The 21887-nt window shown below is 71.7% G+C and carries 22 protein-coding genes; 15 read left to right on the top strand and 7 right to left on the bottom strand.

Going from position 1 to position 21887, the window contains the following annotated elements; translation table 11 throughout:
• Positions 1-12 precede the first annotated feature (12 nt).
• From ACIQPR_RS27330 to ACIQPR_RS27320, 3 genes are all read left to right on the top strand, one after another.
• Positions 13-1131, top strand: a complete 1119-nt coding sequence (locus ACIQPR_RS27330) for a PP2C family protein-serine/threonine phosphatase (protein WP_403653290.1) — start codon at positions 13-15, stop codon at positions 1129-1131.
• Between the two features lie 220 nt (positions 1132-1351).
• Positions 1352-2692, top strand: a complete 1341-nt coding sequence (locus ACIQPR_RS27325; RefSeq protein WP_403653287.1) for a transcriptional regulator — start codon at positions 1352-1354, stop codon at positions 2690-2692.
• Between the two features lie 69 nt (positions 2693-2761).
• Positions 2762-3295, top strand: a complete 534-nt coding sequence (locus ACIQPR_RS27320) for an NUDIX hydrolase (RefSeq protein ID WP_403653285.1) — start codon at positions 2762-2764, stop codon at positions 3293-3295.
• Positions 3296-3325: 30 nt separating this feature from the next.
• Here the strand turns inward: ACIQPR_RS27320 and ACIQPR_RS27315 are convergent, their stop codons facing one another.
• Together ACIQPR_RS27315 and ACIQPR_RS27310 are read right to left on the bottom strand one after the other, a co-directional pair.
• On the bottom strand, positions 3326-3583 hold the full coding sequence (locus ACIQPR_RS27315) for a hypothetical protein (protein WP_019066269.1): 258 nt from the start codon (positions 3581-3583) through the stop codon (positions 3326-3328).
• A gap of 204 nt (positions 3584-3787) precedes the next feature.
• Positions 3788-4663 (bottom strand): 3-hydroxybutyryl-CoA dehydrogenase, encoded by an 876-nt coding sequence (locus tag ACIQPR_RS27310; protein ID WP_403653282.1) that lies wholly within the window; start codon positions 4661-4663, stop codon positions 3788-3790.
• Positions 4664-4841: 178 nt separating this feature from the next.
• On the opposite strand from ACIQPR_RS27310, the gene ACIQPR_RS27305 reads away from it, so the two are divergent.
• A complete protein-coding gene (locus ACIQPR_RS27305) occupies positions 4842-6113 on the top strand; it encodes a glycoside hydrolase family 10 protein (RefSeq protein ID WP_403653280.1) in 1272 nt (423 codons plus the stop codon).
• A gap of 1 nt (position 6114) precedes the next feature.
• Here the strand turns inward: ACIQPR_RS27305 and ACIQPR_RS27300 are convergent, their stop codons facing one another.
• A complete protein-coding gene (locus ACIQPR_RS27300) occupies positions 6115-6309 on the bottom strand; it encodes a DUF1918 domain-containing protein (protein ID WP_403653277.1) in 195 nt (64 codons plus the stop codon).
• Positions 6310-6402: 93 nt separating this feature from the next.
• Positions 6403-7350, bottom strand: coding sequence for a DMT family transporter (locus ACIQPR_RS27295; RefSeq protein WP_403653274.1), 948 nt, complete (start codon positions 7348-7350; stop codon positions 6403-6405).
• On the opposite strand from ACIQPR_RS27295, the gene ACIQPR_RS27290 reads away from it, so the two are divergent.
• From ACIQPR_RS27290 to ACIQPR_RS27280, 3 genes are all read left to right on the top strand, one after another.
• Positions 7349-8782 (top strand): PLP-dependent aminotransferase family protein, encoded by a 1434-nt coding sequence (locus ACIQPR_RS27290; protein ID WP_403653271.1) that lies wholly within the window; start codon positions 7349-7351, stop codon positions 8780-8782. The genes ACIQPR_RS27295 and ACIQPR_RS27290 overlap by 2 nt on opposite strands.
• Before the next feature lie 54 nt (positions 8783-8836).
• The gene (locus ACIQPR_RS27285; protein ID WP_403653268.1) at positions 8837-9274 is read left to right on the top strand and encodes a GNAT family N-acetyltransferase; all 438 of its coding nucleotides are present in this window, start codon (positions 8837-8839) and stop codon (positions 9272-9274) included.
• 103 nt (positions 9275-9377) lie between these two features.
• Positions 9378-9965, top strand: coding sequence for a histidine phosphatase family protein (locus ACIQPR_RS27280; protein ID WP_403653265.1), 588 nt, complete (start codon positions 9378-9380; stop codon positions 9963-9965).
• A 58-nt stretch (positions 9966-10023) separates the two neighbouring features.
• On the opposite strand, the gene ACIQPR_RS27275 is transcribed toward ACIQPR_RS27280, so the two are convergent.
• A complete protein-coding gene (locus tag ACIQPR_RS27275; RefSeq protein ID WP_403653947.1) occupies positions 10024-10497 on the bottom strand; it encodes a DUF6314 family protein in 474 nt (157 codons plus the stop codon).
• Between the two features lie 244 nt (positions 10498-10741).
• On the opposite strand from ACIQPR_RS27275, the gene ACIQPR_RS27270 reads away from it, so the two are divergent.
• From ACIQPR_RS27270 to ACIQPR_RS27235, 8 genes are all read left to right on the top strand, one after another.
• Positions 10742-13228: an alpha-L-arabinofuranosidase C-terminal domain-containing protein gene (locus ACIQPR_RS27270; protein WP_403653262.1), complete on the top strand. Its 2487-nt coding sequence runs from the start codon at positions 10742-10744 to the stop codon at positions 13226-13228.
• 162 nt (positions 13229-13390) lie between these two features.
• Entirely contained in the window at positions 13391-14593 is a 1203-nt protein-coding gene (locus tag ACIQPR_RS27265) for a DUF6745 domain-containing protein (RefSeq protein WP_403653260.1), read from the top strand.
• Positions 14594-14633: 40 nt separating this feature from the next.
• A complete protein-coding gene (locus ACIQPR_RS27260; RefSeq protein ID WP_403653258.1) occupies positions 14634-15140 on the top strand; it encodes a hypothetical protein in 507 nt (168 codons plus the stop codon).
• 77 nt (positions 15141-15217) lie between these two features.
• Positions 15218-16246: an N-acetyl-gamma-glutamyl-phosphate reductase gene (gene argC / locus ACIQPR_RS27255; protein WP_403653256.1), complete on the top strand. Its 1029-nt coding sequence runs from the start codon at positions 15218-15220 to the stop codon at positions 16244-16246.
• The gene (gene argJ, locus ACIQPR_RS27250) at positions 16243-17394 is read left to right on the top strand and encodes a bifunctional glutamate N-acetyltransferase/amino-acid acetyltransferase ArgJ (protein ID WP_403653254.1); all 1152 of its coding nucleotides are present in this window, start codon (positions 16243-16245) and stop codon (positions 17392-17394) included. The genes argC and argJ overlap by 4 nt, the downstream gene beginning before the upstream one ends.
• The gene (gene argB / locus ACIQPR_RS27245; RefSeq protein WP_403653251.1) at positions 17391-18308 is read left to right on the top strand and encodes an acetylglutamate kinase; all 918 of its coding nucleotides are present in this window, start codon (positions 17391-17393) and stop codon (positions 18306-18308) included. The genes argJ and argB overlap by 4 nt, the downstream gene beginning before the upstream one ends.
• On the top strand, positions 18305-19489 hold the full coding sequence (locus tag ACIQPR_RS27240) for an acetylornithine transaminase (protein WP_403653248.1): 1185 nt from the start codon (positions 18305-18307) through the stop codon (positions 19487-19489). Before argB ends, ACIQPR_RS27240 begins: the two co-directional genes overlap by 4 nt.
• A 19-nt stretch (positions 19490-19508) precedes the next feature.
• Positions 19509-20048 (top strand): arginine repressor, encoded by a 540-nt coding sequence (locus ACIQPR_RS27235; protein WP_403653245.1) that lies wholly within the window; start codon positions 19509-19511, stop codon positions 20046-20048.
• A gap of 251 nt (positions 20049-20299) precedes the next feature.
• Here the strand turns inward: ACIQPR_RS27235 and ACIQPR_RS27230 are convergent, their stop codons facing one another.
• Positions 20300-21103 (bottom strand): FAD:protein FMN transferase, encoded by an 804-nt coding sequence (locus ACIQPR_RS27230; protein ID WP_403653243.1) that lies wholly within the window; start codon positions 21101-21103, stop codon positions 20300-20302.
• Complete coding sequence (locus ACIQPR_RS27225; RefSeq protein WP_403653240.1) at positions 21096-21875, bottom strand: FMN-binding protein; 780 nt, start codon at positions 21873-21875, stop codon at positions 21096-21098. Before ACIQPR_RS27225 ends, ACIQPR_RS27230 begins: the two co-directional genes overlap by 8 nt.
• Between the last annotated feature and the right edge of the window lie 12 nt (positions 21876-21887).

Here is a 21887-nt window from a genome sequence, read left to right as displayed (position 1 = left end):
GGGGCCACAGGCATGATCCGCATCAAGGCTGGGGTGCCCCGCAGGCCGCGCCCGTCGCCGCGCGCCCGCCGTCCACTGCGCCGGGCGCTCGCCCTGGGGCTGCCCAGCATGTGGGGCGCCATGGCGATCACCTACAAACTCACCTGCCCGCTCGCCCAGCAGACCGATCTGGGCGCCCGCATCGTCACCAGCGCGGTGTTCTTCGCCGTCGGCACCGGTCTCGTCCTCCAGGTCCGCCGCTCCCTGCTGCGCGAACTCCGCCAGGTCCGCCGGATCGCGGGCGCGGCCCAGAGCGCGCTGCTGCGCCCGCTGCCGCCCCGCCTCGACGGCCTGAACATCGCCGCCGCCCAGCTCTCCGCCGAACGCGGCGCGGTCGTGGGCGGCGACCTCTACGAGGTGATCGCCACCGAGCACGGCGTCCGGGTCGTGATGGGCGACGTGCGCGGCCACGGCATCGCCGCGATCGGCACGGTCGCCGCGGTCCTCGGCAGCTTCCGCGAGGCCGCCCACGACGAACCCGACCTGGCGGGCGTCCTGCGCCGCCTCGACCGCGCCCTCGCCCGCCACCTCGGCGAACGCGCCCGCGCCGAACACCCCGCGACGGGCGCGCCGGACCCCGACAGCCCGGTGGCCGAGGAGTTCGTCACGGTACTGCTGCTGGAGATCGGCGCGGACGGCGCACTGCGCGCCCTCAACTGCGGGCACCCGTGGCCGTATCTGCTCAGCGGGGGAGGGGTCCGTCCCGTGGCCCGCGCCGATCCTCTGCCGCCACTCGGCCCGTTCCCGCTGCCGACCGCGTTGCCCTTCGTGTGCTGCGGTCAACTGCGTCCGGGGGAAGCGCTGTTCCTCTACACGGACGGGGCGGAGGACGCGCGGGACGCACGGGGCCGCTTCTTCCCGCTGAGGGACGCGCTGGCCGAGCTGGTGGGCCAACACCCGCTCCCCATACCGCAGTCGGTACTGGGCTCGGTCTTCACGGCACTGCTCCGCCACACCGGCGGCACCCCGACGGACGACGTCGCGTTACTGGTCCTGCGCAACGACCGCAAGGCCACATGTCCCCACCTGGGCGCGCCGCCCGCCATGACGCACCCGCAGCCGACCAACCACCCCCAGCACAACGGTGTTTAGTGGTCACCGCAAAGGTGTTCAGCGGTCACCGCAAAGCCAGGCCGCCGCACTTACGAGGGGGAGCCGGCGGCCCGGCCGGCCTCTTGCGAGGCAATCCAGTCAACCGGTTGGAAACTCTCCGCGACAGCGCGCGCACGCCCCGGATCCACGCACTCCGTTCACACCCCGTGCGAACCCGACCGCACTACTCTGTCCGCACCGAGTCACCGGGGGGCCAACCATGCAGCCCAACACACTCCTCGACGCGATCCTGGACGAGGCGGGCATCTCGCACGCGGGACTTGCCGCCCATGTGAACCAGGCGGGCCGCGCCCGAGGCCTCGCGCTCCGGTACGAACACACCGCCGTGGCACGGTGGTTGAAGGGCCAGCGGCCGAGAGGCCAGGTCCCCGACCTGATCTGCGAGGTGCTGGCGATCCGCCTGCACCGGCCCGTCACCCTCGACGACATCGGCCTGGGCGTCCCCGGCGAACCCTCCGCCCCGCACGGCACCTCCCTCTCCGGTTTCGTCGAGCGGGCCACCGCCCTGTGGCGCTCCGACGAACAGCAGCGCCCGCACATCCTCGGGGCGCCCGCGGTCACCGGGACACCCGCCGTGATGCCCGTGTGGGAGTGGGAGAACCCGCCCGACGACGTCGACGTCTCGCGCGGCGGCCGGCACCGCGTGAGCATGGCCGACATCGAGATGCTGCGCGCGGCCCGCGCCCACTACGAGCAGATGTACCGCAAGGCGGGGGGCGTGGCGACCCGCACCCGGATCGTCGGCTTCCTCAACTCCGAGACCGCGCCCCTGCTGCGCGGCAGCTACACCGACGCCACCGGCCGCCAACTCCACCGCGCCACCGGCGGCTTGGTGGCCATCGCGGGCATCTGCGCCTACGACTCCGACGCGCACGGACTCGCCCAGCGCTACTTCCACCAGGCGCTGCGGCTGGCGAAGGCGAGCAACGACCGCGGACTCGGCGCCTACGTCATCGCGCTGCTCGTCAACCAGTCGCTGTTCATGCGGGAGTTCCGCCAGGCCGTCGCCTTCGCGGAGGCCGCGCTGCGCGCGGCGGGCCGGCAGATCACCCCGGCGCTCGCCTCCGACCTGTACGCGATGCAGGCGAAGGCGTACGCGCACCTCGGCGACGGCACGAGCGCGCTGTCCTGCATCCGGCGGGCCGAGCAGGCCGCCGAACGCATCCGGCGCGGATACGAACCCGACGAGACCGGCTATGTCCAGCCGGGCCTGGTCAACGTCCAGGTGGCGGAGGCGCTGCTGAGCCTCGGCGATCTGACGGCGGCGGGGGAGCACGCCACCGCGGCCGTGGACACTCCGGCGCACGACCGGGGCCGGGTGCACCGCCTCGCGATGCTCAGCCAGATCGAACTGCGCCAGGGCAACGCCGACAAAGCGGTGGCCACGGCCGTGCAGATGGCCGAGCAGGCCAGAGGGATGGAGTCCCAGCGGCTGCGCGACAGACTCCGCGCGGTGCGCGAGTACCTGGTGCGCAGCGACTGCGCGGGTACGGCCGAGGCGGCCGAACTCATCGACGGGGCACTGCGCGTACCGCTCTAGAAGCGCCGTGGACCACACCACAGTCCCTGCTGCGATATTGCCACTTACTCGACGGAAGGTGGCAGAACCGTGCAGTGGACGAAACAGAACGAACAAACTGTGTACTCAAACCGCTGGTTCAGCGTCAATCTCGCGGATGTCGAACTACCCGACGGCCAGCACCTCGACCACTTCCTCATCCGGCTGCGGCCGGTGGCGGTGGCGACGGTCGTGAACGAGGCGAACGAAGTACTCCTCCTGTGGCGGCACCGCTTCATCACCGACAGCTGGGGGTGGGAGCTCGCGGCGGGCGTCGTCGAGGACGGCGAGGACATCGCGCGGGCCGCCGCCCGGGAACTGGAGGAAGAGACCGGCTGGCGGCCGGGGCCCCTGCACCACCTGATGAGTGTGGAACCGTCCAACGGGCTCACGGACGCCCGGCACCACATCTACTGGGCCGACGAGGGCGAGTACACCGGACACCCCGTGGACGACTTCGAATCGGACCGCCGGGAATGGGTACCGCTCAAACTCGTACCCGACATGGTCGCCCGCGGGGAGGTCCCGGCCGCCAACATGGCAGCCGCGTTGCTGCTGTTGCATCACTTGAGGAGCGCCCCGTAGAGCCGCGGCCGATCCACGGTCCTTCGGACGCTAGCGCCCCAGGGCCTGCCAGACGGTGACGGCGAGCGCGCCCACGGCGGTCAACGCGGCTATCGCCGGCAGCGGCCACCGTGTGTGCTCCAGCGCGACGATGCGTGCGCTCAGATCATCCACTTCCTTGTCGGTCTCCTCGGTGCGATGGCTGAGCAGGGCCAGCCCTCCCTCGACGCGCGCGTAGGCGACGTCGAGGCGGCGGCGTAACTCTGCGAGTTCTCCATGGACCACGGGATGCTCGGGGTCGGCGGTCACGTGTCCGCTCCTTTCCGTAGTCGGAACATCCCTTGCATGCGCGTGAAGAGTCAACTCGCCTGGTGGGCAACGGGGGAGAGTGTGCGAACGGCATATGCGGGCCCGGTGCGCACACGGTGTGTGAATGCCGCGGGCCCGGCACTCCGAAGAGCGCCGGGCCCGTGCCGGCCGCGACATCACGAGGAGTCGCCGCGAGGCGGCCGGTCAGCCGTAGGTGTAGAACCCCGAGCCGGACTTGCGGCCCAGGCGTCCCGCGTCGACCATCCGCTGGAGCAGCGGGGGAGCGGCGTACAGCGGCTCCTTGAACTCGTCGTACATCGAGTACGCGACCGAAGCGACCGTGTCCAGGCCGATCAGGTCGGACAGCTTCAGCGGGCCCATCGGGTGGGCGCAGCCCAGCTCCATGCCGTTGTCGATGTCCTCGCGGCTGGCGATGCCCGACTCGAACATCCGGATCGCGGACAGGAGATAGGGGATCAGCAGCGCGTTCACGACGAAGCCGGAGCGGTCCTGGGCGCGGATCGCGTGCTTGCCGAGCACCTTCTCGGTGAACAGCTGGGCGCGGCTGAGCGTGCCCTCGGACGTGGTCAACGCCGGGATCAGCTCGACCAGTTGCTGCACCGGGGCCGGGTTGAAGAAGTGGATGCCGATGACCTGGTCGGGGCGCGAGGTGGTGACCGCGAGCCGCACCAGCGGGATCGAGGAGGTGTTGGAGGCGAGGATCGCGTCGGGGCGGGTGACGACCTGGTCGAGGACCTGGAAGATCTCGGTCTTCACCTGCTCGTTCTCCACGACGGCCTCGATGACGAGGTCGCGGTCGGCGAACTCGCCGAGATCGGTGGTGAAGCTGAGCCGCGCCTGGGTCCGCGCCAGTTCCTCGGCGGAGATCTTGCCGCGTTCGGCGGCCTTCGACAGGGAGTTGAACAGCCGGGTCCGGCCGATCTCCAGGGCCTCACCGGTGGTCTCGGCGACCTTGACGTCCAGGCCGGCGCGGGCGCACACCTCGGCGATACCGGCGCCCATCTGGCCGCAGCCGACCACTCCGACGCGCGAGATGTCTCCCGCGGGGATGTCCGTCACATCGTCCCCTTCGCTGCCTCTGCGGGCTCTGGTGGAGCCCTGTTGTCCCGTTGTCCGGAGTCTGCTCCGATCGTGCACGTTACCCGCAAGTATCGATGATCGATCGCCGGGGTCGGGCATTCTGGGGCGCGGAGACGATCCGTGACCGCACGGATCCACAGCGTATGGGGGTGTACGAATGGGGCGACTGTCACGCCGGACGTTCGCGATGGCGGCGCTGTCCACCCTGGCGAGCACGGCGGCCACGGGCAGTGCGACGGCCACCGGCGCTACGGCTGCGGACACCGGGCGCGCGCCGGTCGCGGCCGGGCGTCCGCGCGCGGTCACCGAGATGCGGGGCGTGTGGCTGGCGACGGTCGCCAACCGCGACTGGCCCTCCCGCCCGGGCCTGACCGCCGCGCAGCAGCGCACCGAACTGATCGCCCATCTCGACACCGCGGTCCGCGACCGCCTCAACACGGTGATCTTCCAGGTCCGGCCCACCGCCGACGCGTTCTGGCCCTCGCCCTACGAGCCCTGGTCCCAGTACCTGACCGGCACCCAGGGCGTCGCCCCCGGCTGGGACCCGCTGAAGACGGCGGTGGAGGAGGCGCATGTGCGGGGGCTGCAACTGCACGCCTGGTTCAACCCGTACCGCGTCGCCAACACCACCGACCTCACGAAGCTCGTCGCCTCGCACCCCGCGCGCAGGCACCCCGACTGGGTCGTGCCGTACGGCGGGAAGCTCTACTACAACCCCGGGCTCCCGCAGGTGCGGCTCTTCGTCGAGAACGCGATCCTTGACGCGGTGCGCAAGTACCCCGTGGACGCGGTCCACTTCGACGACTACTTCTATCCCTACCCGGTCGCCGGCCAGACCTTCGACGACGACGCGGCCTACGACAAGTACGGCGGCGGCTTCACCGACCGGGCCGCCTGGCGCCGCGACAACATCGACAAGCTGATCCGCGAGACCGCCGCCCGCATCGGACGGACCCGCCCGGGCACGCGCTTCGGCATCAGCCCCTTCGGCGTGTGGCGCAACGCCGCCACCGACCCGCGCGGCTCCGACACCACGGCCGGGGTGCAGACGTACGACGATCTCTGCGCGGACACCCGCAAGTGGGTGCGGGAGGGCTGGATCGACTACATCGTGCCGCAGCTCTACTGGAACATCGGCTTCGCCCCCGCCGACTACGCGAAGCTGCTGCCCTGGTGGGCGGCGGTCGCGCGCGGTTCGCGGACGCGGCTGTACGCGGGTGAGGCGCTGTACAAGGCGGGCGACCCGGCGCAGCCCGCGGCCTGGCGGGATCCGGCCGAACTCTCTCGCCACCTCACCCTCGCCCACCGCTGGCCGGAGGTCGGCGGGCATGTCTTCTTCGCCGCCCGGGACGTCGCGGTCGACCCGGCCGGGGCCATGGCGCGGGTGGTCGCCGACCACTACGGGCAGCCGGCGAGAGCCCCGCGCTGAGCTACCGTTCCGGGGCCTGGTGCCTGACCTCGCAGTCGGGGCCGGGTGACATCACGGCCTCGTGCCCGTCGGGGAAGCGGACGCGGTAGGGCGGACTGCCCTCCGCGCCCAACACCTCGACGACCTCCGACACCTGGTCGTGCAGCCCGACCACCCTGCCGTGCTGGACAAGCCTGTCACCCACGGTCGCACGCATCTCCAGCGCCTCCTCACCGATTCCGGGAGCAGCGGTCCACGCCTTCCGAGTCTACGGCGGCCCGCCCGGCCGGGACCGGGTCGCGCACGCCCCTCAACTCCGGGCGCGCTGGGTGACGGCGATGCACACCAGCACGGCCGCCGCGGTCACCGGAGCGGCCACCGGCAGCCGCTCGCCGAGCAGGAACACCGACCACACCAGCGTGAGCAGCGGCTGCGCCAGCTGCAACTGGCTGGCCTTCGGGACCCCGACGGCCGCCATCCCCCGGTACCAGACGACCAGCCCGAGGAACTGCGAACCGGCGGCGACCCACAGCACCCCGGCCACGCTGTGCGCGGTCAGGTGCGGGGTGTCGTAGGACAGCGCGGTCGCGGCGGCGGGGACGCTCAGCGGGAGGCACAGGACCAGGGCCCAGGCGATGACCTGCCAGCCGGGCATCACCCGGGCCAGCCGGCCGCCCTCGGTGTAGCCGGCCGCGCAGACCAGCAGGGCGGCGAGGAGGTAGAGGTCGGCGGTGGTCAGCGCGCCGCCGCTCTGCTGGACGGTGAAGGCGAGCACCGCGCCGGCGCCGGCGAGCGCGGCCGTCCAGAAGGTGCGCGAGGGGCGGATGCCGGTGCGCAGCGCGGACATCGCGGCGGTGGTCAGCGGCAGCAGGCCGACGACGACGGCCGCGTGCGCGGTGGTCGACGTCTCCAGCGCGAGCGTGGTCAGCATGGGGAAGCCGACCACCACTCCGACCGCCACGACGGCCAGCCCGGCCCAGTGCCGGCGGGCGGGCACGGGCACGCGCAGCGCCAGCAGACAGCCGCCCGCCAGCAGCGCGGCGAGGACGCAGCGCACGGACACCAGCGACCAGGGGCCGAAGCCTTCGAGCCCCCAGGCGGTCGCGGGGAAGGTGAGGGAGAAGGCGATCACCCCGAGCGCGGCCAGGACCGTGCCGGCGGGGGTCCGCGCGGGCCCGGCCGTCCCGGTGGTGTCTCCCGTGGGGGCGGTGCCGACCGCTATCGGACTCGGTGCGGTAGCGCTATCGTGTGCTCTCATGCAAGAGCGTAGCAGTGTCGAAGAACTGGTGAAACAGCTGCGACAAGAGCTCGACCGCTACTCTCCGGGTGGAAAGCTGCCGTCGAGCCGGGCGCTCGTCGACCGGTTCCGGGTGAGCCCGGTGACCGTCTCCCGCGCCCTCGCGCGGCTGACCGCCGAGGGGCTGGTCGTCACCCGCCCCGGCGCGGGCGCGTTCCGGGCCGCGCCGCGCACCGCGACCGCGCCCGCGGGCGACACCTCCTGGCAGGAGGTCGCCCTCAGCGCGGACGGCGCCGCCGACGTCGTACCGCGCACGGTCGACGCCTCGGGCGTCCTGGCCTCACTGGCCGCCCCGCCGCCGGGCGTCATCGAGTTCAACGGCGGCTATCTGCACCCGTCCCTCCAGCCCGAGCGCGCGATGGCCGAGGCCCTGTCCCGGGCCGGGCGCCGCCCCGGCGCCTGGAGCCGCCCGCCGATGGAGGGCCTGCCGGAACTGCGCGAGTGGTTCGCGCGCGGCATCGGCGGCGCGGTCACCGCCGCCGACGTCCTCGTCAGCGCGGGCGGCCAGACCGCCCTGACCACCGCACTGCGCGCCCTGGCGCCCCCCGGCGCCGCCGTCCTCGTCGAATCACCCACGTATCCGGGCATGTTGGCCATCGCGCGGGCGGCCGGTCTGCGCCCGGTCCCGGTGCCGGTCGACGCGGACGGCGTGCGTCCCGCGCTGCTCGCCGACGCCTTCCACGCGACCGGCGCCCGGGTGTTCGTCTGCCAGCCCCTCTTCCAGAACCCGACCGGCGCCGTCCTGGCCCCCGCCCGCCGCCCCGAGGTCCTGCGCATCGCCCGCGCCGCCGGCGCGTTCGTCGTCGAGGACGATTTCGTACGACGGCTGGTGCACGAGGACTCCGGCCCGCTGCCGCCCCCGCTGGCCGCCGACGACCCCGACGGAGTCGTCGTCCACGTCGGCTCCCTCACCAAGGCCACCTCGCCCAGCTTCCGGGTCAGCGCGCTCACCGCGCACGGACCGGTGCGGGAACGCCTGCGCGCCATCCAGGTCGTCGACACCTTCTTCGTCCCCCGCCCGCTCCAGGAGGCGGCCCTCGAACTCGTCGGCTCACCGGCCTGGCCCCGCCATCTCCGCGCCGTCTCCGCCGAGTTGAGGACCCGCCGCACCACCATGACGGCGGCCCTGCGCGGGGAACTCCCCGACTTCGCCCTCCCGCACATCCCCTCCGGCGGTTACCACCTCTGGCTCCGCCTCCCCGCCGGCACGGACGAGCAGTCCCTCACGACCGCGGCCCTGCGCACGGGCGTCTCCCTCACCCCGGGCCGCCCCTACTTCAGCGCCGAACCCCCGGCCGCCCACATCCGGTTGAGCTTCGCGGCGGTCGCGGGGACGGGGGAGATCACCGAGGGCGTACGGCGGCTGCGGGCGGCCTACGACGAGATCCGCTGAGCGGCCGGTGAAAACCGCTCGACTCCCACGCTCCTGGCCTGCGATTCTCCCGTCATGAACGACATCCCGCCCTTTCCCGACGGCTACGAGTTCTCCGCCGACACCGCCCGGGTCGACCTCGACCGCGTCCACAACTGGCTGTCCACCGACGCCTACTGGGCGATGGACCGCCCCCGCGAACAGCACGAGCGCGCGGTCGCGTCCTCGATGAACTTCGGCGTGTACGACACGGTTTCGGGCGAGCAGGTGGCGTACGCGCGCGTGGTGACCGACGGGGCGCTGTTCGCGTGGCTGTGCGACGTGTACGTGGACCCGTCGACCCGCGGCAAGGGCATCGGTACGGCGTTCATCGCGGCCGTGCGCGAGGAACTGCGGCCGCTCGGCGTGCGCCGGATCCTGCTCGCCACGCTGGACGCCCACGGCGTGTACGAGAAGGTCGGATTCGAGCCACTGGAACACCCCGACCGGTGGATGGCCCTGTATTTCGAGTGACTTGTCCGCCTGGTCCTGACTTCGAAGTAAGGTTTCGCCCACCCTGGGTAACTCTCGCCCGGCCCCCCTTGACCTGCGTACTTCGGCGGATCACGATCGCCGCATGCAACTTCGGGTCACGTTCGTCGCCGCCGCGCGCAGCACCCCGCTGCTCGCGGAGCGCTTCGAGGACGACCGGCCGCTGGACCAGGCGGGCTGGGACGAGGTGCAGCGCGCGGCCCCGATACTGCTGCCGCTCGCGGCGGCGGAGCTGCGCTACTGTTCGCCGACCCCGCGCAGCCGGACCACCGGCGACGCCCTCGGCTACACCCCGCTGGTCCAACTCGCCCTGCGGGACTGCGACATGGGCCGCTGGCGCGGGCTGACGCTCGGCGAGGCGATGGCCCGCGAACCGGACCTGGTGGACGCCTGGCTCGCCGACCCGCGCTCCACCCCGCACGGCGGCGAATCGCTGCTCTCCTTCATCGCCCGGGTGGGCGGCTGGCTGGACACCCGGCCCATCGAGGACGGCGACCGGATCGTCGCCGTCGCCGAACCCTCCGTCATCCGGGCCGCGTTGGTCTACGCCCTCAAGGCTCCGCCCTCGACCTACTGGAACCTCGACGTACGCCCCCTGTCGACCACCGCGGTCACCGGCAGCGCGGGCCGCTGGAACCTGCGCTTCGACGCGGCGGCCCAGTCGCGCGTCTAGCAGGCACAAGCCCTGTGGGGCTGCTTGGCCGGTCAACTGGGTTGCGAGAAGCCCGAGTTCAGCCCACGCGCGGTGAGTCCGCGCCCAGATGGTCCATGCGCAGGTAGTCCGTGCTGAGCACCAGGTCCTTCGCGGGCCCGCCCACCCGCCACACGGTCCGCCACCGGTCCGCGTCCAGGACCGTGAACTCGCCGCGGTACAGGTCCGCCGAGCAGGGATGGTCGGCGACATACCGTCCCGTCGTCAGCTCCAGCGCGTGGAAGGGCCGGCCGTCGCCGAAGCGCACATCGGCCGCACCGGGCACCGGGCCCGGCAGGAACCGCAGCGTCCGTTCGGCGGGACGGGCCACGCCCCGCCAGGTGAAGGTGCCCGACTCGGTGTGCAGCAGGCCCCCTTCGGGCAGCGCGCCGAAGTCGGTCGTCCCCGAGAAGTCGCCCTCGTCCCCGCTCGCCAGATCCCGCACCGTCCGCCGTACCCGCCAACTCCCGGCCAGATACGCCAGGACATCGGGAACCGGCCAGAACTCGCCCACTGCCACCCCTCCCTGCGACATCGACGCGGCCCGTCCGGCGGGTCGGCGGGCGCCCTCCGCGCGACTCCGGGCGACTCCGCGCGTCACGGCCATGCCCTCGACCCTACGTCCCCGCCCGCACCCGTCCCATTGACGTGCTCACGACGCTTGCCTATCTTGCCGTTCGAAGTGCTGACCGGCGTCCGATATATCGAACACGCTATTCGAGCATCGCGCACGATCCGATACGAGCCGCGGAGTATCCATGTCACGCACCAGCCGCACCCGCCTGAGGCTTGCCCTGGGGGCAAGCGCTTTCCTGCTGGCGACGGCCGTCGCCCCCGCCCCCGCCCGAGCCGCCGAGGTCACCGACTACGCGATCACCGTCGACCCGAGCACGCTGGGCGCCGCCATCGACAGAACGATGTACGGCGTCTTCTTCGAGGACATCAACCGCGCCGCGGACGGCGGCCTGTACGCCGAACTCGTCCAGAACCGGTCCTTCGAGTACTCCACCGACGACAACAAGTCGTACACCCCGCTGACCGGCTGGACGGTCAGCGGCAGTGCCCAGGTGGTGAACGACGCCGGCCGCCTCAACGAGACCAACCGCAACTACCTTGCCCTGGCGGCCGGTTCGTCCGTCACCGACACCGGCTACAACACCGGCATCGCGGTCGAGGACGGCAAGAAGTACGACTTCTCGGTGTGGGCCCGCGCCGACAGCGGCACCGCGCTGACCGTGAGCCTCCAGGACACCGGCGGCACACTGGCCACCGCGCACGAGGTCAAGGTGCGCAAGGGCGGCTGGGCGCGCTACCGGGTCACCTTCACCGCGACCCGCACCAGCACCACCGGCCGCCTCACCGTCGCCTCCTCGGCCGCGAGCGCCCTCGACATGGTCTCGCTCTTCCCCCGCGACACCTACAAGCACGAGCCGAACGGCCTGCGCAAGGACCTCGCCGAGAAGATCGCCGCCCTGCACCCGGGCTTCGTGCGCTTCCCCGGCGGCTGCCTGGTCAACACCGGTTCCATGGACGACTACAGCGCGGCCTCCGGCTACCAGCGCAAGCGCTCGTACCAGTGGAAGGACACCGTCGGCCCGGTCGAGACCCGCGCCACGAACTCCAACTTCTGGGGCTACAACCAGAGTTACGGCCTCGGCTACTACGAGTACTTCCGCCTCGCCGAGGACATCGGCGCGATGCCGCTGCCCGTCGTCCCCGCCCTGGTGACCGGCTGCGGCCAGAACAAGGCCGTCGACGACCCCGCGCTGCTCAAGCGGCACATCCAGGACGCCCTGGACCTGGTCGAGTTCGCCAACGGCCCGGCCACCTCCAAGTGGGGCGGGCTGCGCGCCCGGATGGGCCACCCCAAGCCCTTCCACCTCACCCACATCGAGGTCGGCAACGAGGAGAACCTCCCCGCCGAGTTCTTCGCCCGCTTCACCCGGTTCCGCGCGGCGATCCAGGCCGCGTACCCGTACATGACCGTGATCTCCAACGCGGGCCCGGACGACAGCGGTTCGACCTTCGACACGGCCTGGCAGCTCAACAAGGACGCGCGGGTCGACATGGTCGACGAGCACTACTACAACAGCCCGCAGTGGTTCCTCCAGAACAACGACCGCTACGACTCCTACGACCGCACCGGCCCCAAGGTCTTCCTCGGCGAATACGCCTCCGGCGGCAACGCGTTCAAGAACGGCCTCGCCGAAGCGGCCTACATGACCGGCCTGGAACGCAACGCCGATGTCGTCGAACTCGCTTCCTACGCGCCGCTGTTCGCCAACGAGGACTACGTCCAGTGGCGCCCGGACCTGGTCTGGTTCAACAACCACGCCTCCTGGGGGTCCGCCAACTACGAGGTCCAGAAGCTGTTCATGAACAACGTAGGCAGCCGGGTGGTGCCGTCGACCGCCACCGCGACACCGTCGCTCGTCGCCCCGATCTCCGGCGCGGTCGGTCTGTCCACCTGGGCGACCAGCGCCGCGTACGACGACGTGAAGGTGACGGCGGCGGACGGTACGGCGCTGCTCTCCGACGACTTCTCCGGTGACGCGACCCGGTGGACCCATACGGGAGGCGGGAGTTGGAGCCTCCAGGACGGGCAGTACGTCCAGACCGACACCGCCGCCGAGAACACCATGGTGTCGGCGGGCGACCCGGCCTGGCACGACTACGACCTGCACGTGAAGGCCACGAAGCGCTCCGGGAAGGAAGGCTTCCTCGTCGCGTTCGGTGTCAAGGACACCGGCAACTACTACTGGTGGAACCTCGGTGGCTGGAACAACACCCAGACCGCCGTCGAACAGGCCGTGGACGGCGGCAAGTCGACGCTGATCGCCAAGCCGGGGACCATCGACACCGGCCGCGCCTACGACGTCGACATCAAGGTGCGGGGCCGTCAGGTCACCCTGTACCTCGACGGGCAGGAGTGGGGGAGCTTCACCGACGACAAGCCGGCCGAGCCGTTCCGCCAGGTCGTCACCAAGGACGCGAAGACCGGTGACCTGATCGTCAAGGTCGTCAACGCCCAGTCCTCGGCGGCCCGTACGGCGATCGACCTGGGCGGTGCCGAGGTCGGGTCCCGGGCCAAGGTGACCACGCTCGCCGCCGCGCCCGACGCGGTGAACAGCGAGACGGCCACGGCGGTCGCGCCGGTCCTGTCCACCTTCAACGGCGTTGCCGACAGGTTCAGTTACACCTTCCCGGCGAACTCCGTCACGTTCCTGAGGATCAAGCAGAAGTAGCCGTCGCCCTCCGGCGTGGGCCGCTGTCGATCCGGCGGCGGCCCACGCGCGGCGAGGATCGCGCCCGCGGCGGACAACCCGGTTGCGCGCCGCCGCCGTTGCTGTCACGATCCTCGTCATGATGATGCGAAAGGCGGACCTCGAAGTCCTCCGGTGACCCCGGTGTCAGCTCTCCGCGAGGGAGCCCACCGTGTCGCGTCGGCCCGCGGGCTGAGCGACGAATGGCAGGCGCACGGCCTGGCGGCACGTCCCGCCGACCGGCCCGCCGCCGAAGCGGCCGTAGCCGCCCTCTACCGACTGATCGACCTCCCGGCCCCCGAGTTCGTCTGGGCGCCCTCACCCGCCGCGGCCCTGTCGCTCGTCCACGACGACCCGCGCACCTTCCCACCCGTCCGCTTCCGGGGCACCAACCTGCCCCGATACCCGGCGGGTTGGCCCCCGGCGGCCCTGCTGGCCAACCTCGTGCGGGACCTGCGCAGCAGCCTCGACCACGCCATCGGTCACCCCGCGAGACCCGAGTACGGATGGGAACCGCTCCGCGTCGCCGCCGAACAGGCCCTGGAGGCAGGAGCGCCGGTGCGGCGCGTCGTCGACGCGGTCGCCCACGACGCGCTGCGCTCCACCCTGAGCGACTGCGTACGCGCCCCCATGCGCGCCGAGTTGATGCCCACGACCGGCGGCACGGACGGCCTGACCTGGTACGGGCAGCACGACGCCCACTGGATCGGCCACTACGACGTGTACGCCCGGCTCGGCCTGGCCGCCTACCGTCGCCGCGACGCCGAACTGCTCGCCCTGTTCGCCGAGTTGGCACGCTCCACCGGCTGGTGGTGGCCAGGCCGGGGACGCTGCGTGCTGGCGGAGCGACCCACCGCGCTCCACACCGAACCCCGCCCCAACGCCCTGCACGGCGAGGTACGGCTGCACCGGGACGAGGGCCCCGCCGTCCGATTCGCCGACGACACCCGGATCTACGTCCTGCACGGCACCCACGTCCCGACCTGGGTGATGACCGACCCGACCGTCGAGCGCATCAACGCCGAGCGCAACATCGAGGTCCGCCGCAGCGCCATCGAACGCATCGGCTGGGACACCTACATCGCCGAGGCGGGCCTCCGGCACCTCGCCACCGCCGGGGATCCCGGCAACCCCGGCTCCGAACTCCACCTCTACGACATCCCGCCCGGGGTGTGGCGCCGCCCGGCCCGGCTGCTGCTCGTCGTCAACGGCTCCGTCGAACCCGACGGCAGCCACCGCCGCTACGGCCTGAGCGTGCCCGCGCACTTCGACGACCCGGTGGCGGCGGCCGGTTGGACCTACGGCCTGTCCGGCGAGCACTACGCGCGGCTCGTCCGCCGCACCTGAGCACGTACCGCACCCCTTCGAACACTCAAGGTGATGCCCCATGGCCACGCCCGCCCTCATGACCACCCCTGCCCCCACGACCACACCCGCCCCCACGACCCTCGCGGACCTCACCCGGCGCTCCGGTCTCGATGTGCTCGGCCATCTGGAGCGCGAGGTCGCCATCCCCGTCGTCGACGGCCTCCAGGCCCAGGGCGACCTGATCGTCGTCCCGTACGCGTTCGTCGCCCGTGCCGTCATCCCGCGCAACGAGATCTGGCGCGAGGTGCCCGCCGGGGGCGTGGAGCTGCTGCGCAGCGCGGCCGGCGGCAATCCGCACACCCTCGTCGCCGACCCCGGCACCTGCCGCTGGACCGAGGCGGTCCACGACACCATGGGCCTGGCCCTCGGCGTGATCGAGACCTCGGCGGTCGCCTACCTCATCCACCCCGAGCACGGCGGCACGGGCATCGCCCCCGGCCGGTACGTCGTACGACGACAGCGCGAACGCGACACCGAGCGCATCGGTCGGCTCGGGAGCCTGGGCAACCGGATGATCTGCGACTGAGACCACGGCCGTCTCGACCTTGGATTGCATAAACGTGCAACGAAACGTATAGTCATGCCATCGATGAGGAGGGTTCCATGGCGGTACGTGCGGCAGTGGCCGGAGCGAGTGGATACGCGGGCGGCGAGCTCCTGCGTCTGCTCCTGGCCCACCCCGGGGTCGAGATCGGCGCCCTGACCGGCAACTCCAACGCCGGCCAGAAACTCGGCGCGCTCCAACCGCATCTGCTGCCGCTGGCCGACCGGGTCCTGGAGGAAACTACCCCCGAAATCCTCGCCGGACACGAGGTGGTCTTCCTCGCCCTGCCGCACGGCCAGTCCGCCGCCGTGGCCGAGCAGCTCGGCCCGGACGTCCTCGTCGTCGACATGGGCGCCGACTTCCGGCTGAAGGACGCGGCCGACTGGGAGAAGTTCTACGGCTCCGCACACGCCGGCACCTGGCCCTACGGCCTGCCCGAACTGCCGGGCGCCCGCGCCGCGTTGGAGGGGTCCAAGCGCATCGCGGTGCCCGGTTGCTATCCCACGGCCGCCTCCCTCGCGCTCTTCCCGGCGTACGCCGCCGGACTCGCCGAGAACGAGGCCGTGATCGTCGCCGCCTCCGGGACCTCGGGGGCCGGCAAGGCGCCCAAGACCCATCTGCTCGGCAGCGAGGTCATGGGCTCCATGTCGCCGTACGGCGTCGGCGGCGGCCACCGGCACACCCCCGAGATCATCCAGAACCTGGGGGGCGCGGCCGGTGAGCCCGTCACCGTCTCCTTCACACCGACCCTCGCGCCGATGTCCCGCGGCATCCTCGCCACCTGTAGCGCCAAGGCGCGGGCGGGGGTCACCGCGGAGTCGCTGCGCGCCGTCTACGAGAAGGCCTTCGCCGACGAGCCGTTCGTCCACCTCCTGCCCGAGGGACAGTGGCCGGCGACGGCGTCCGTCCACGGTTCCAACGCCGTTCAGGTGCAGGTCGCGTACGACGGGGCCGCGGGCCGGATCATCGCGATCAGCGCCATCGACAACCTGACCAAGGGCACCGCGGGCGGTGCCGTCCAGAGCATGAACCTCGCCCTCGGGCTCGACGAGACCACCGGGCTCTCTACGATCGGAGTCGCGCCGTGAGTGTGACGGCAGCACAGGGATTCACGGCCGCGGGCATCGCCGCCGGAATCAAGGAGAACGGCAACCCGGACCTGGCCCTCGTGGTCAACACCGGGCCCCGCCTCGCCGCCGCGGGCGTCTTCACCTCCAACCGCGTCAAAGCCGCGCCGGTACTGTGGTCCGAGCAGGTCCTGAAGGGCGGTCAGGTCTCCGCCGTGGTCCTCAACTCCGGTGGCGCCAACGCCTGTACGGGCCCCAAGGGCTTCCAGGACACCCACGCCACCGCCGAGAAGGTCGCCGACACGCTCGGTCTGAACGCCGCCGAGATCGCCGTCGCCTCGACGGGGCTCATCGGAGTGCTGCTGCCGATGGACAAGCTGCTGCCGGGAGTCGAGGCCGCCGCCGGTCAACTCTCCGCGCACGGTGGCGAGAAGGCCGCCATCGCCATCAAGACCACGGACTCCGTGCACAAGACCGCCGTCGTGACCAAGGATGGCTGGACCGTCGGCGGTATGGCCAAGGGCGCCGGCATGCTCGCCCCCGGTCTCGCCACCATGCTCGTCGTCCTCACCACCGACGCCGACGTCGAAAGTGACGTACTGGACACGGCACTTCGGGCCGCGACCCGCACCACCTTCGACCGGGTCGACTCCGACGGCTGCATGTCCACCAACGACACGGTGCTGCTGCTCGCCTCCGGCGCCGCCCAAGTCACCCCGGAGTACGCCGAGTTCGCCGAGGCCGTACGCGCCGTCTGCGACGACCTCGGGCAGCAGCTCATCCGGGACGCCGAGGGCGCCAGCAAGGACATCAAGATCGAGGTGGTCAACGCGGCGAGCGAGGACGACGCCGTCGAGGTGGGCCGTTCCATCGCCCGCAACAACCTCCTCAAGTGCGCGATCCACGGCGAAGACCCCAACTGGGGCCGGGTGTTGAGCGCGATCGGCACGACCAAGGCCGTCTTCGAGCCGGATCAGCTCAATGTCGCCATCAACGGCGTCTGGGTCTGCAAGAACGGCGGGGTCGGCGAGGACCGCGACAAGGTCGACATGCGCTACCGCGAGGTGCACATCGTCGCCGACCTCGCCGCGGGCGGCGAGACGGCCACCGTCTGGACCAACGACCTCACCGCCGACTACGTCCACGAGAACAGCGCGTACTCGTCATGAGCACTACTCGCAAGCACACCGCGCTGCCCAAGGCGCAGATCCTCATCGAGGCGCTGCCCTGGCTGACCCGGCACAACGGCAAGACCGTCGTCATCAAGTTCGGCGGCAACGCCATGATCGACGAGGACCTGAAGGCCGCGTTCGCCCAGGACGTCGTGTTCCTGCACCACGCGGGCCTCAAGCCCGTCGTCGTGCACGGCGGCGGCCCGCAGATCAGCGCGGCCCTCGACAAGCACGGCATCGTCAGCGAGTTCAAGGCCGGCCTGCGCGTCACCACCGAGGACGCCATGGACGTCGTACGGATGGTGCTCGCCGGGCAGGTCCAGCGCGAGCTGGTCGGGCTGCTCAACCAACACGGGCCGCTCGCCGTCGGGTTGACCGGCGAGGACGCCCACACCATCACCGCCACCAAGCATCTGCCCGAGATCGAGGGGGAGTTGGTCGACATCGGGCGGGTGGGCGAGATCACCGCGATCGACACCGGCGCGATCGAGGCCCTGCTCGCGGACGGCCGTATCCCGGTCGTCTCGTCGATCGCGAGGAGCGAGGACGACGGACATGTCTACAACGTCAATGCTGATACGGCGGCTGCGGCACTCGCTGCCGCGCTGGGCGCCGAGACGCTCATGGTCCTCACGGACGTCGAGGGCCTCTACGAGGACTGGCCCAACAGCGACGAGGTGATCAGCCGCCTCACCGCCTCCCAACTGGAGAGGCTGCTCCCGGAGTTGAGCGCGGGGATGGTGCCGAAGATGGAGGGCTGTCTGCACGCGGTGCGCGGCGGCGTGACCACCGCCCGCGTCATCGACGGCCGGGTCCAGCACTCGATCCTGCTGGAGATCTTCACCGACGAAGGCATCGGCACGATGGTCGTGCCCGACGAGAAGCCCACCGACGACCAGGGGGAGTCGTGAACAACCAGGAACTGACCGCCCGTTGGCAGGGCGCGCTGATGAACAACTACGGCACCCCCAAGCTCCCCCTCGTCCGCGGCGCGGGCGCCCGGGTCTGGGACGCCGAGGGCAACGAGTACAGCGACTTCGTCGGCGGTATCGCGGTCAACGCGCTCGGCCACGCCCACCCGGCGGTCGTCGAGGCCGTCAGCCGGCAGATCGCCGAACTCGGCCATGTCTCCAACCTGTTCATCGCCGAACCGCCCGTCGCCCTCGCCGAACGGCTGCTGGAGCGCTTCGGCCGCGAAGGCAAGGTGTTCTTCTGCAACTCCGGCGCCGAGGCCAACGAAGGCGCCTTCAAGATCGGCCGGTTGACGGGCCGTCAGCACATGGTCGCCACCCAAGGCGGCTTCCACGGGCGGACGATGGGCTCCCTCGCCCTCACCGGCCAGCCCGCCAAGCGGGAGCCGTTCCTGCCGCTGCCCGGCGATGTCACCCACGTGCCCTACGGCGACGCGCAGGCCCTGGCCGCCGCCGTCACCGACGACACCGCGCTCGTGATCATCGAGCCCATCCAGGGCGAGAACGGCGTCGTCGTACCGCCCGCCGGGTATCTGAAGGCGGCCCGCGCGATCACCGCGGCGCACGGCGCGCTGCTCGTCCTCGACGAGGTGCAGACCGGGGTCGGCCGGACCGGACACTGGTTCGAGTACCAGGCCCACGAAGGCGTGCTGCCCGATGTCGTGACCCTCGCCAAGGGCCTCGGCGGCGGGCTGCCGCTCGGCGCGACCGTCGCCTTCGGGCGCGCGGCCGACCTGCTCGGACCCGGCCAGCACGGCACGACGTTCGGCGGCAACCCGGTCGCCTGCGCCGCCGGTCTCGCCGTACTCGACACGATCGAGGCCGAGGGCCTGCTCGACAACGTGAAGCGGCAGAGCGAGCGGATCCGCGACGGAATCGAGTCACTGGGCCACCCGTTGATCGATTATGTCCGGGGTGCGGGCCTTCTCCTCGGTATCGTGCTCAACGAGCCGCTCGCGCCCCAGGTGCAGCAGGCGGCTCAGGACGCCGGTTTCCTGGTCAACGCGCCCGCTCCCGATGTCGTACGGCTGATGCCGCCGCTGAACCTCGGCGACGACGAGAGCGACGCGTTCCTCCGGGCGCTGCCCGGTGTCCTGGACGTGGCCAAGGGGGACGGATGATCCGGAGAACGAGTCGACGATGAGTCAGGCGCAGGAGCACGAACAGTCCGTGGGGCCGGCCGTGCCGCAGACCCGCACCGCCCGCCACCGCCGGATCGTGGACATCCTCAACCGGCAACCGGTGCGCTCCCAGAGCCAGTTGGCGAAGCTGCTGGCCGACGACGGGCTGAGCGTCACCCAGGCGACGCTCTCCCGGGACCTGGACGAGCTGAACGCAGTGAAGATCCGCAACAACGACGGCGACCTCATCTACGCGGTGCCCAGCGAGGGCGGCTTCCGCACCCCGCGCGCGCCGCTGGGGGAGTCGGCGAAGGAGGAGCGGATGCGGCGGCTCTCGGCCGAGCTGCTGATCTCCGCGGAGGCCTCCGCCAACCTCGTGGTCCTGCGCACCCCGCCGGGCGCGGCCCAGTTCCTCGCCTCGGCGATCGACCAGGCCGAGTTGCAGGACATCCTCGGCACCATCGCCGGCGACGACACGCTCCTGCTGATCAGCCGCGATCCGCTGGGCGGTCAGGCGCTCGCGGACCATCTGCTGCGGCTGGCGCAGAACGACCACTGACCGGCCGTACCGCCAACGCGTCGGGGGCGCACCGGAGTTGTCCGGTGCGCCCCCGACGCGCATGGGGGAGATCCCTAGGTCGTGTCCGCGAAGTCCCGTCGTCCGCCCGGAGGGCGGGCCTCGCGGCGTCCGGTGCGTGCGATCGGCGTGCCGCCCGGAAGTCCTCGTACTGGGCGTACTCGGGCTTTCGGGCGGTGCGGCGAGCGTGCGTGCCGGGCGTCGCGAGGCAGGCGGGACTTCGCGGACACGGCCTAGCCGAGGCGGCCCGCCAGCCCGCCCGTGCAGCGCACCTCGTCGCCGGCCGTGATGAGCAGGGCTTCCACGTTCGGGAGCGACTCCAGCCAGGCCAGGCCCTCCCGCGAGCCCATCGCGAACGCGGCCGTGGCCCAGCAGTCGGCCCAGGTCAGCCGGGGTGCCACCACGGTGACGGCGACCAGGTCGGTCACCGCGGACTTGCCGGTGGAGGGGTCCACGATGTGCGCCCCGCGCTCCGCCGTACCCGAGGTGGCGACCGCCAGTTCGTCGGCGCCCGCCGCCGAGATCACGGCCGCGAGACCGCCGGGACGCAGCGGATCGGAGACGCCGACCCGCCAGGGCCGGTGCGGTCCCGGGGCGCCGAACATCTGGACGTCGCCGCCGCCGTTCACACTGACCCCGCTCACCCCGGCCGCCGTCGCGATCAGCTCGGCCGCCCGCTCGGCCGCCCAGCCCTTCACGATGCCGGTCGGGTCCAGGCGCCCCTCGTAGTTCGTGCTGAACCAGCCGGCGCTGACCCGCTCCGCCTCGGCGCCCAGCTCCAGCACCTCGGCGACCTCGGCGTCGCACTCCGCCACGGTCAGCTCGCCGCGCGCCAGCCGGGAGACCTGGCTGTCGTCGCGGTAGGTGCTGAACACCTCGTTGACCCGGTGCAGTTGGGCGACCGCCTGCTCCAGCACCGCCTGCACGGCCTCCGGCTCGCCGCCGCGGATGTCGAAGGAGAACACCGTCCCCATGACCTCCTCGGCGTGCCGCAGCGCGGCGGGAGCCTCCGCGGGATCGGTCACCGTGTCAGCCACCGGCCTTGTCCAGCGCCGACTGGAGGGATTGCTTGTAACCGCCGCTCGTGTACGTGGCGCTCGACACCGAGTCGATGTTCGCGTTCCCGGCGGCCACGGCCTCCTGGTTGAGCTTGGGGATCGCCAGCGCGGTCTTCTGGTCGCTGATGCCGCCGCTCGGGGCCTGCACCGCCTCGGCCTTGGTGATCTTGCCGCCCGCGACCGTGATCCGGACCTGGACCGGCCCGTACATGGTCGTCGCGACATTGCCGGTGACCGTCTTGGCCTGCGCGGCGGGCGCCGCGGCGGCGGCCGAACTCTGCGCCGGGGCAGCCGAGTTGGCCGCCTTCATCTTGTCGATGGCCGACTGGAGGGACTTCTTGTAGCCGCCGCTGGTGTACGTCGCCCCGGTCACGGAGGTGATGTCCGCGCTCTGCGTGGCGACCACCTCCTGGTTCAGCTTGGGGACGGACAGCGCGGTCTTCTGGTCACTGGTCCCGCCGTGCGGCGCCTGCACCGCCTCGGCCTTGGTGATCTTCCCGTTGGCGACCGTCAGGCGCACCTGGACGACCCCGTACTCGGTCTGGGTGGCGGCGCCCGTGATGGTCGAGGTCCCGGCCGCCGCGGCGCCGCCCTGGGGCGACTCCTGCGCGGCGGCGGCTCCCTGCGCCGCACCCTGCGCGGACGCCGAGGAGGAGTCGGTCGCCGGCTTCAGCGAGAGCAGCAGAACGATCCCGGACACGGTGGCGGCGCTCGCGAGCAGAACACGCCGGATGGGGTGGCTCTTCTTCATTGCTCCTGACTC

Origin of the sequence: Streptomyces sp. NPDC091280, assembly GCF_044768565.1 — a bacterium.
Classification (GTDB): domain Bacteria; phylum Actinomycetota; class Actinomycetes; order Streptomycetales; family Streptomycetaceae; genus Streptomyces.
The sequence above is the reverse complement of the archived record's forward strand: the minus strand, read 5'-3'. Positions and strand labels throughout refer to the sequence as shown.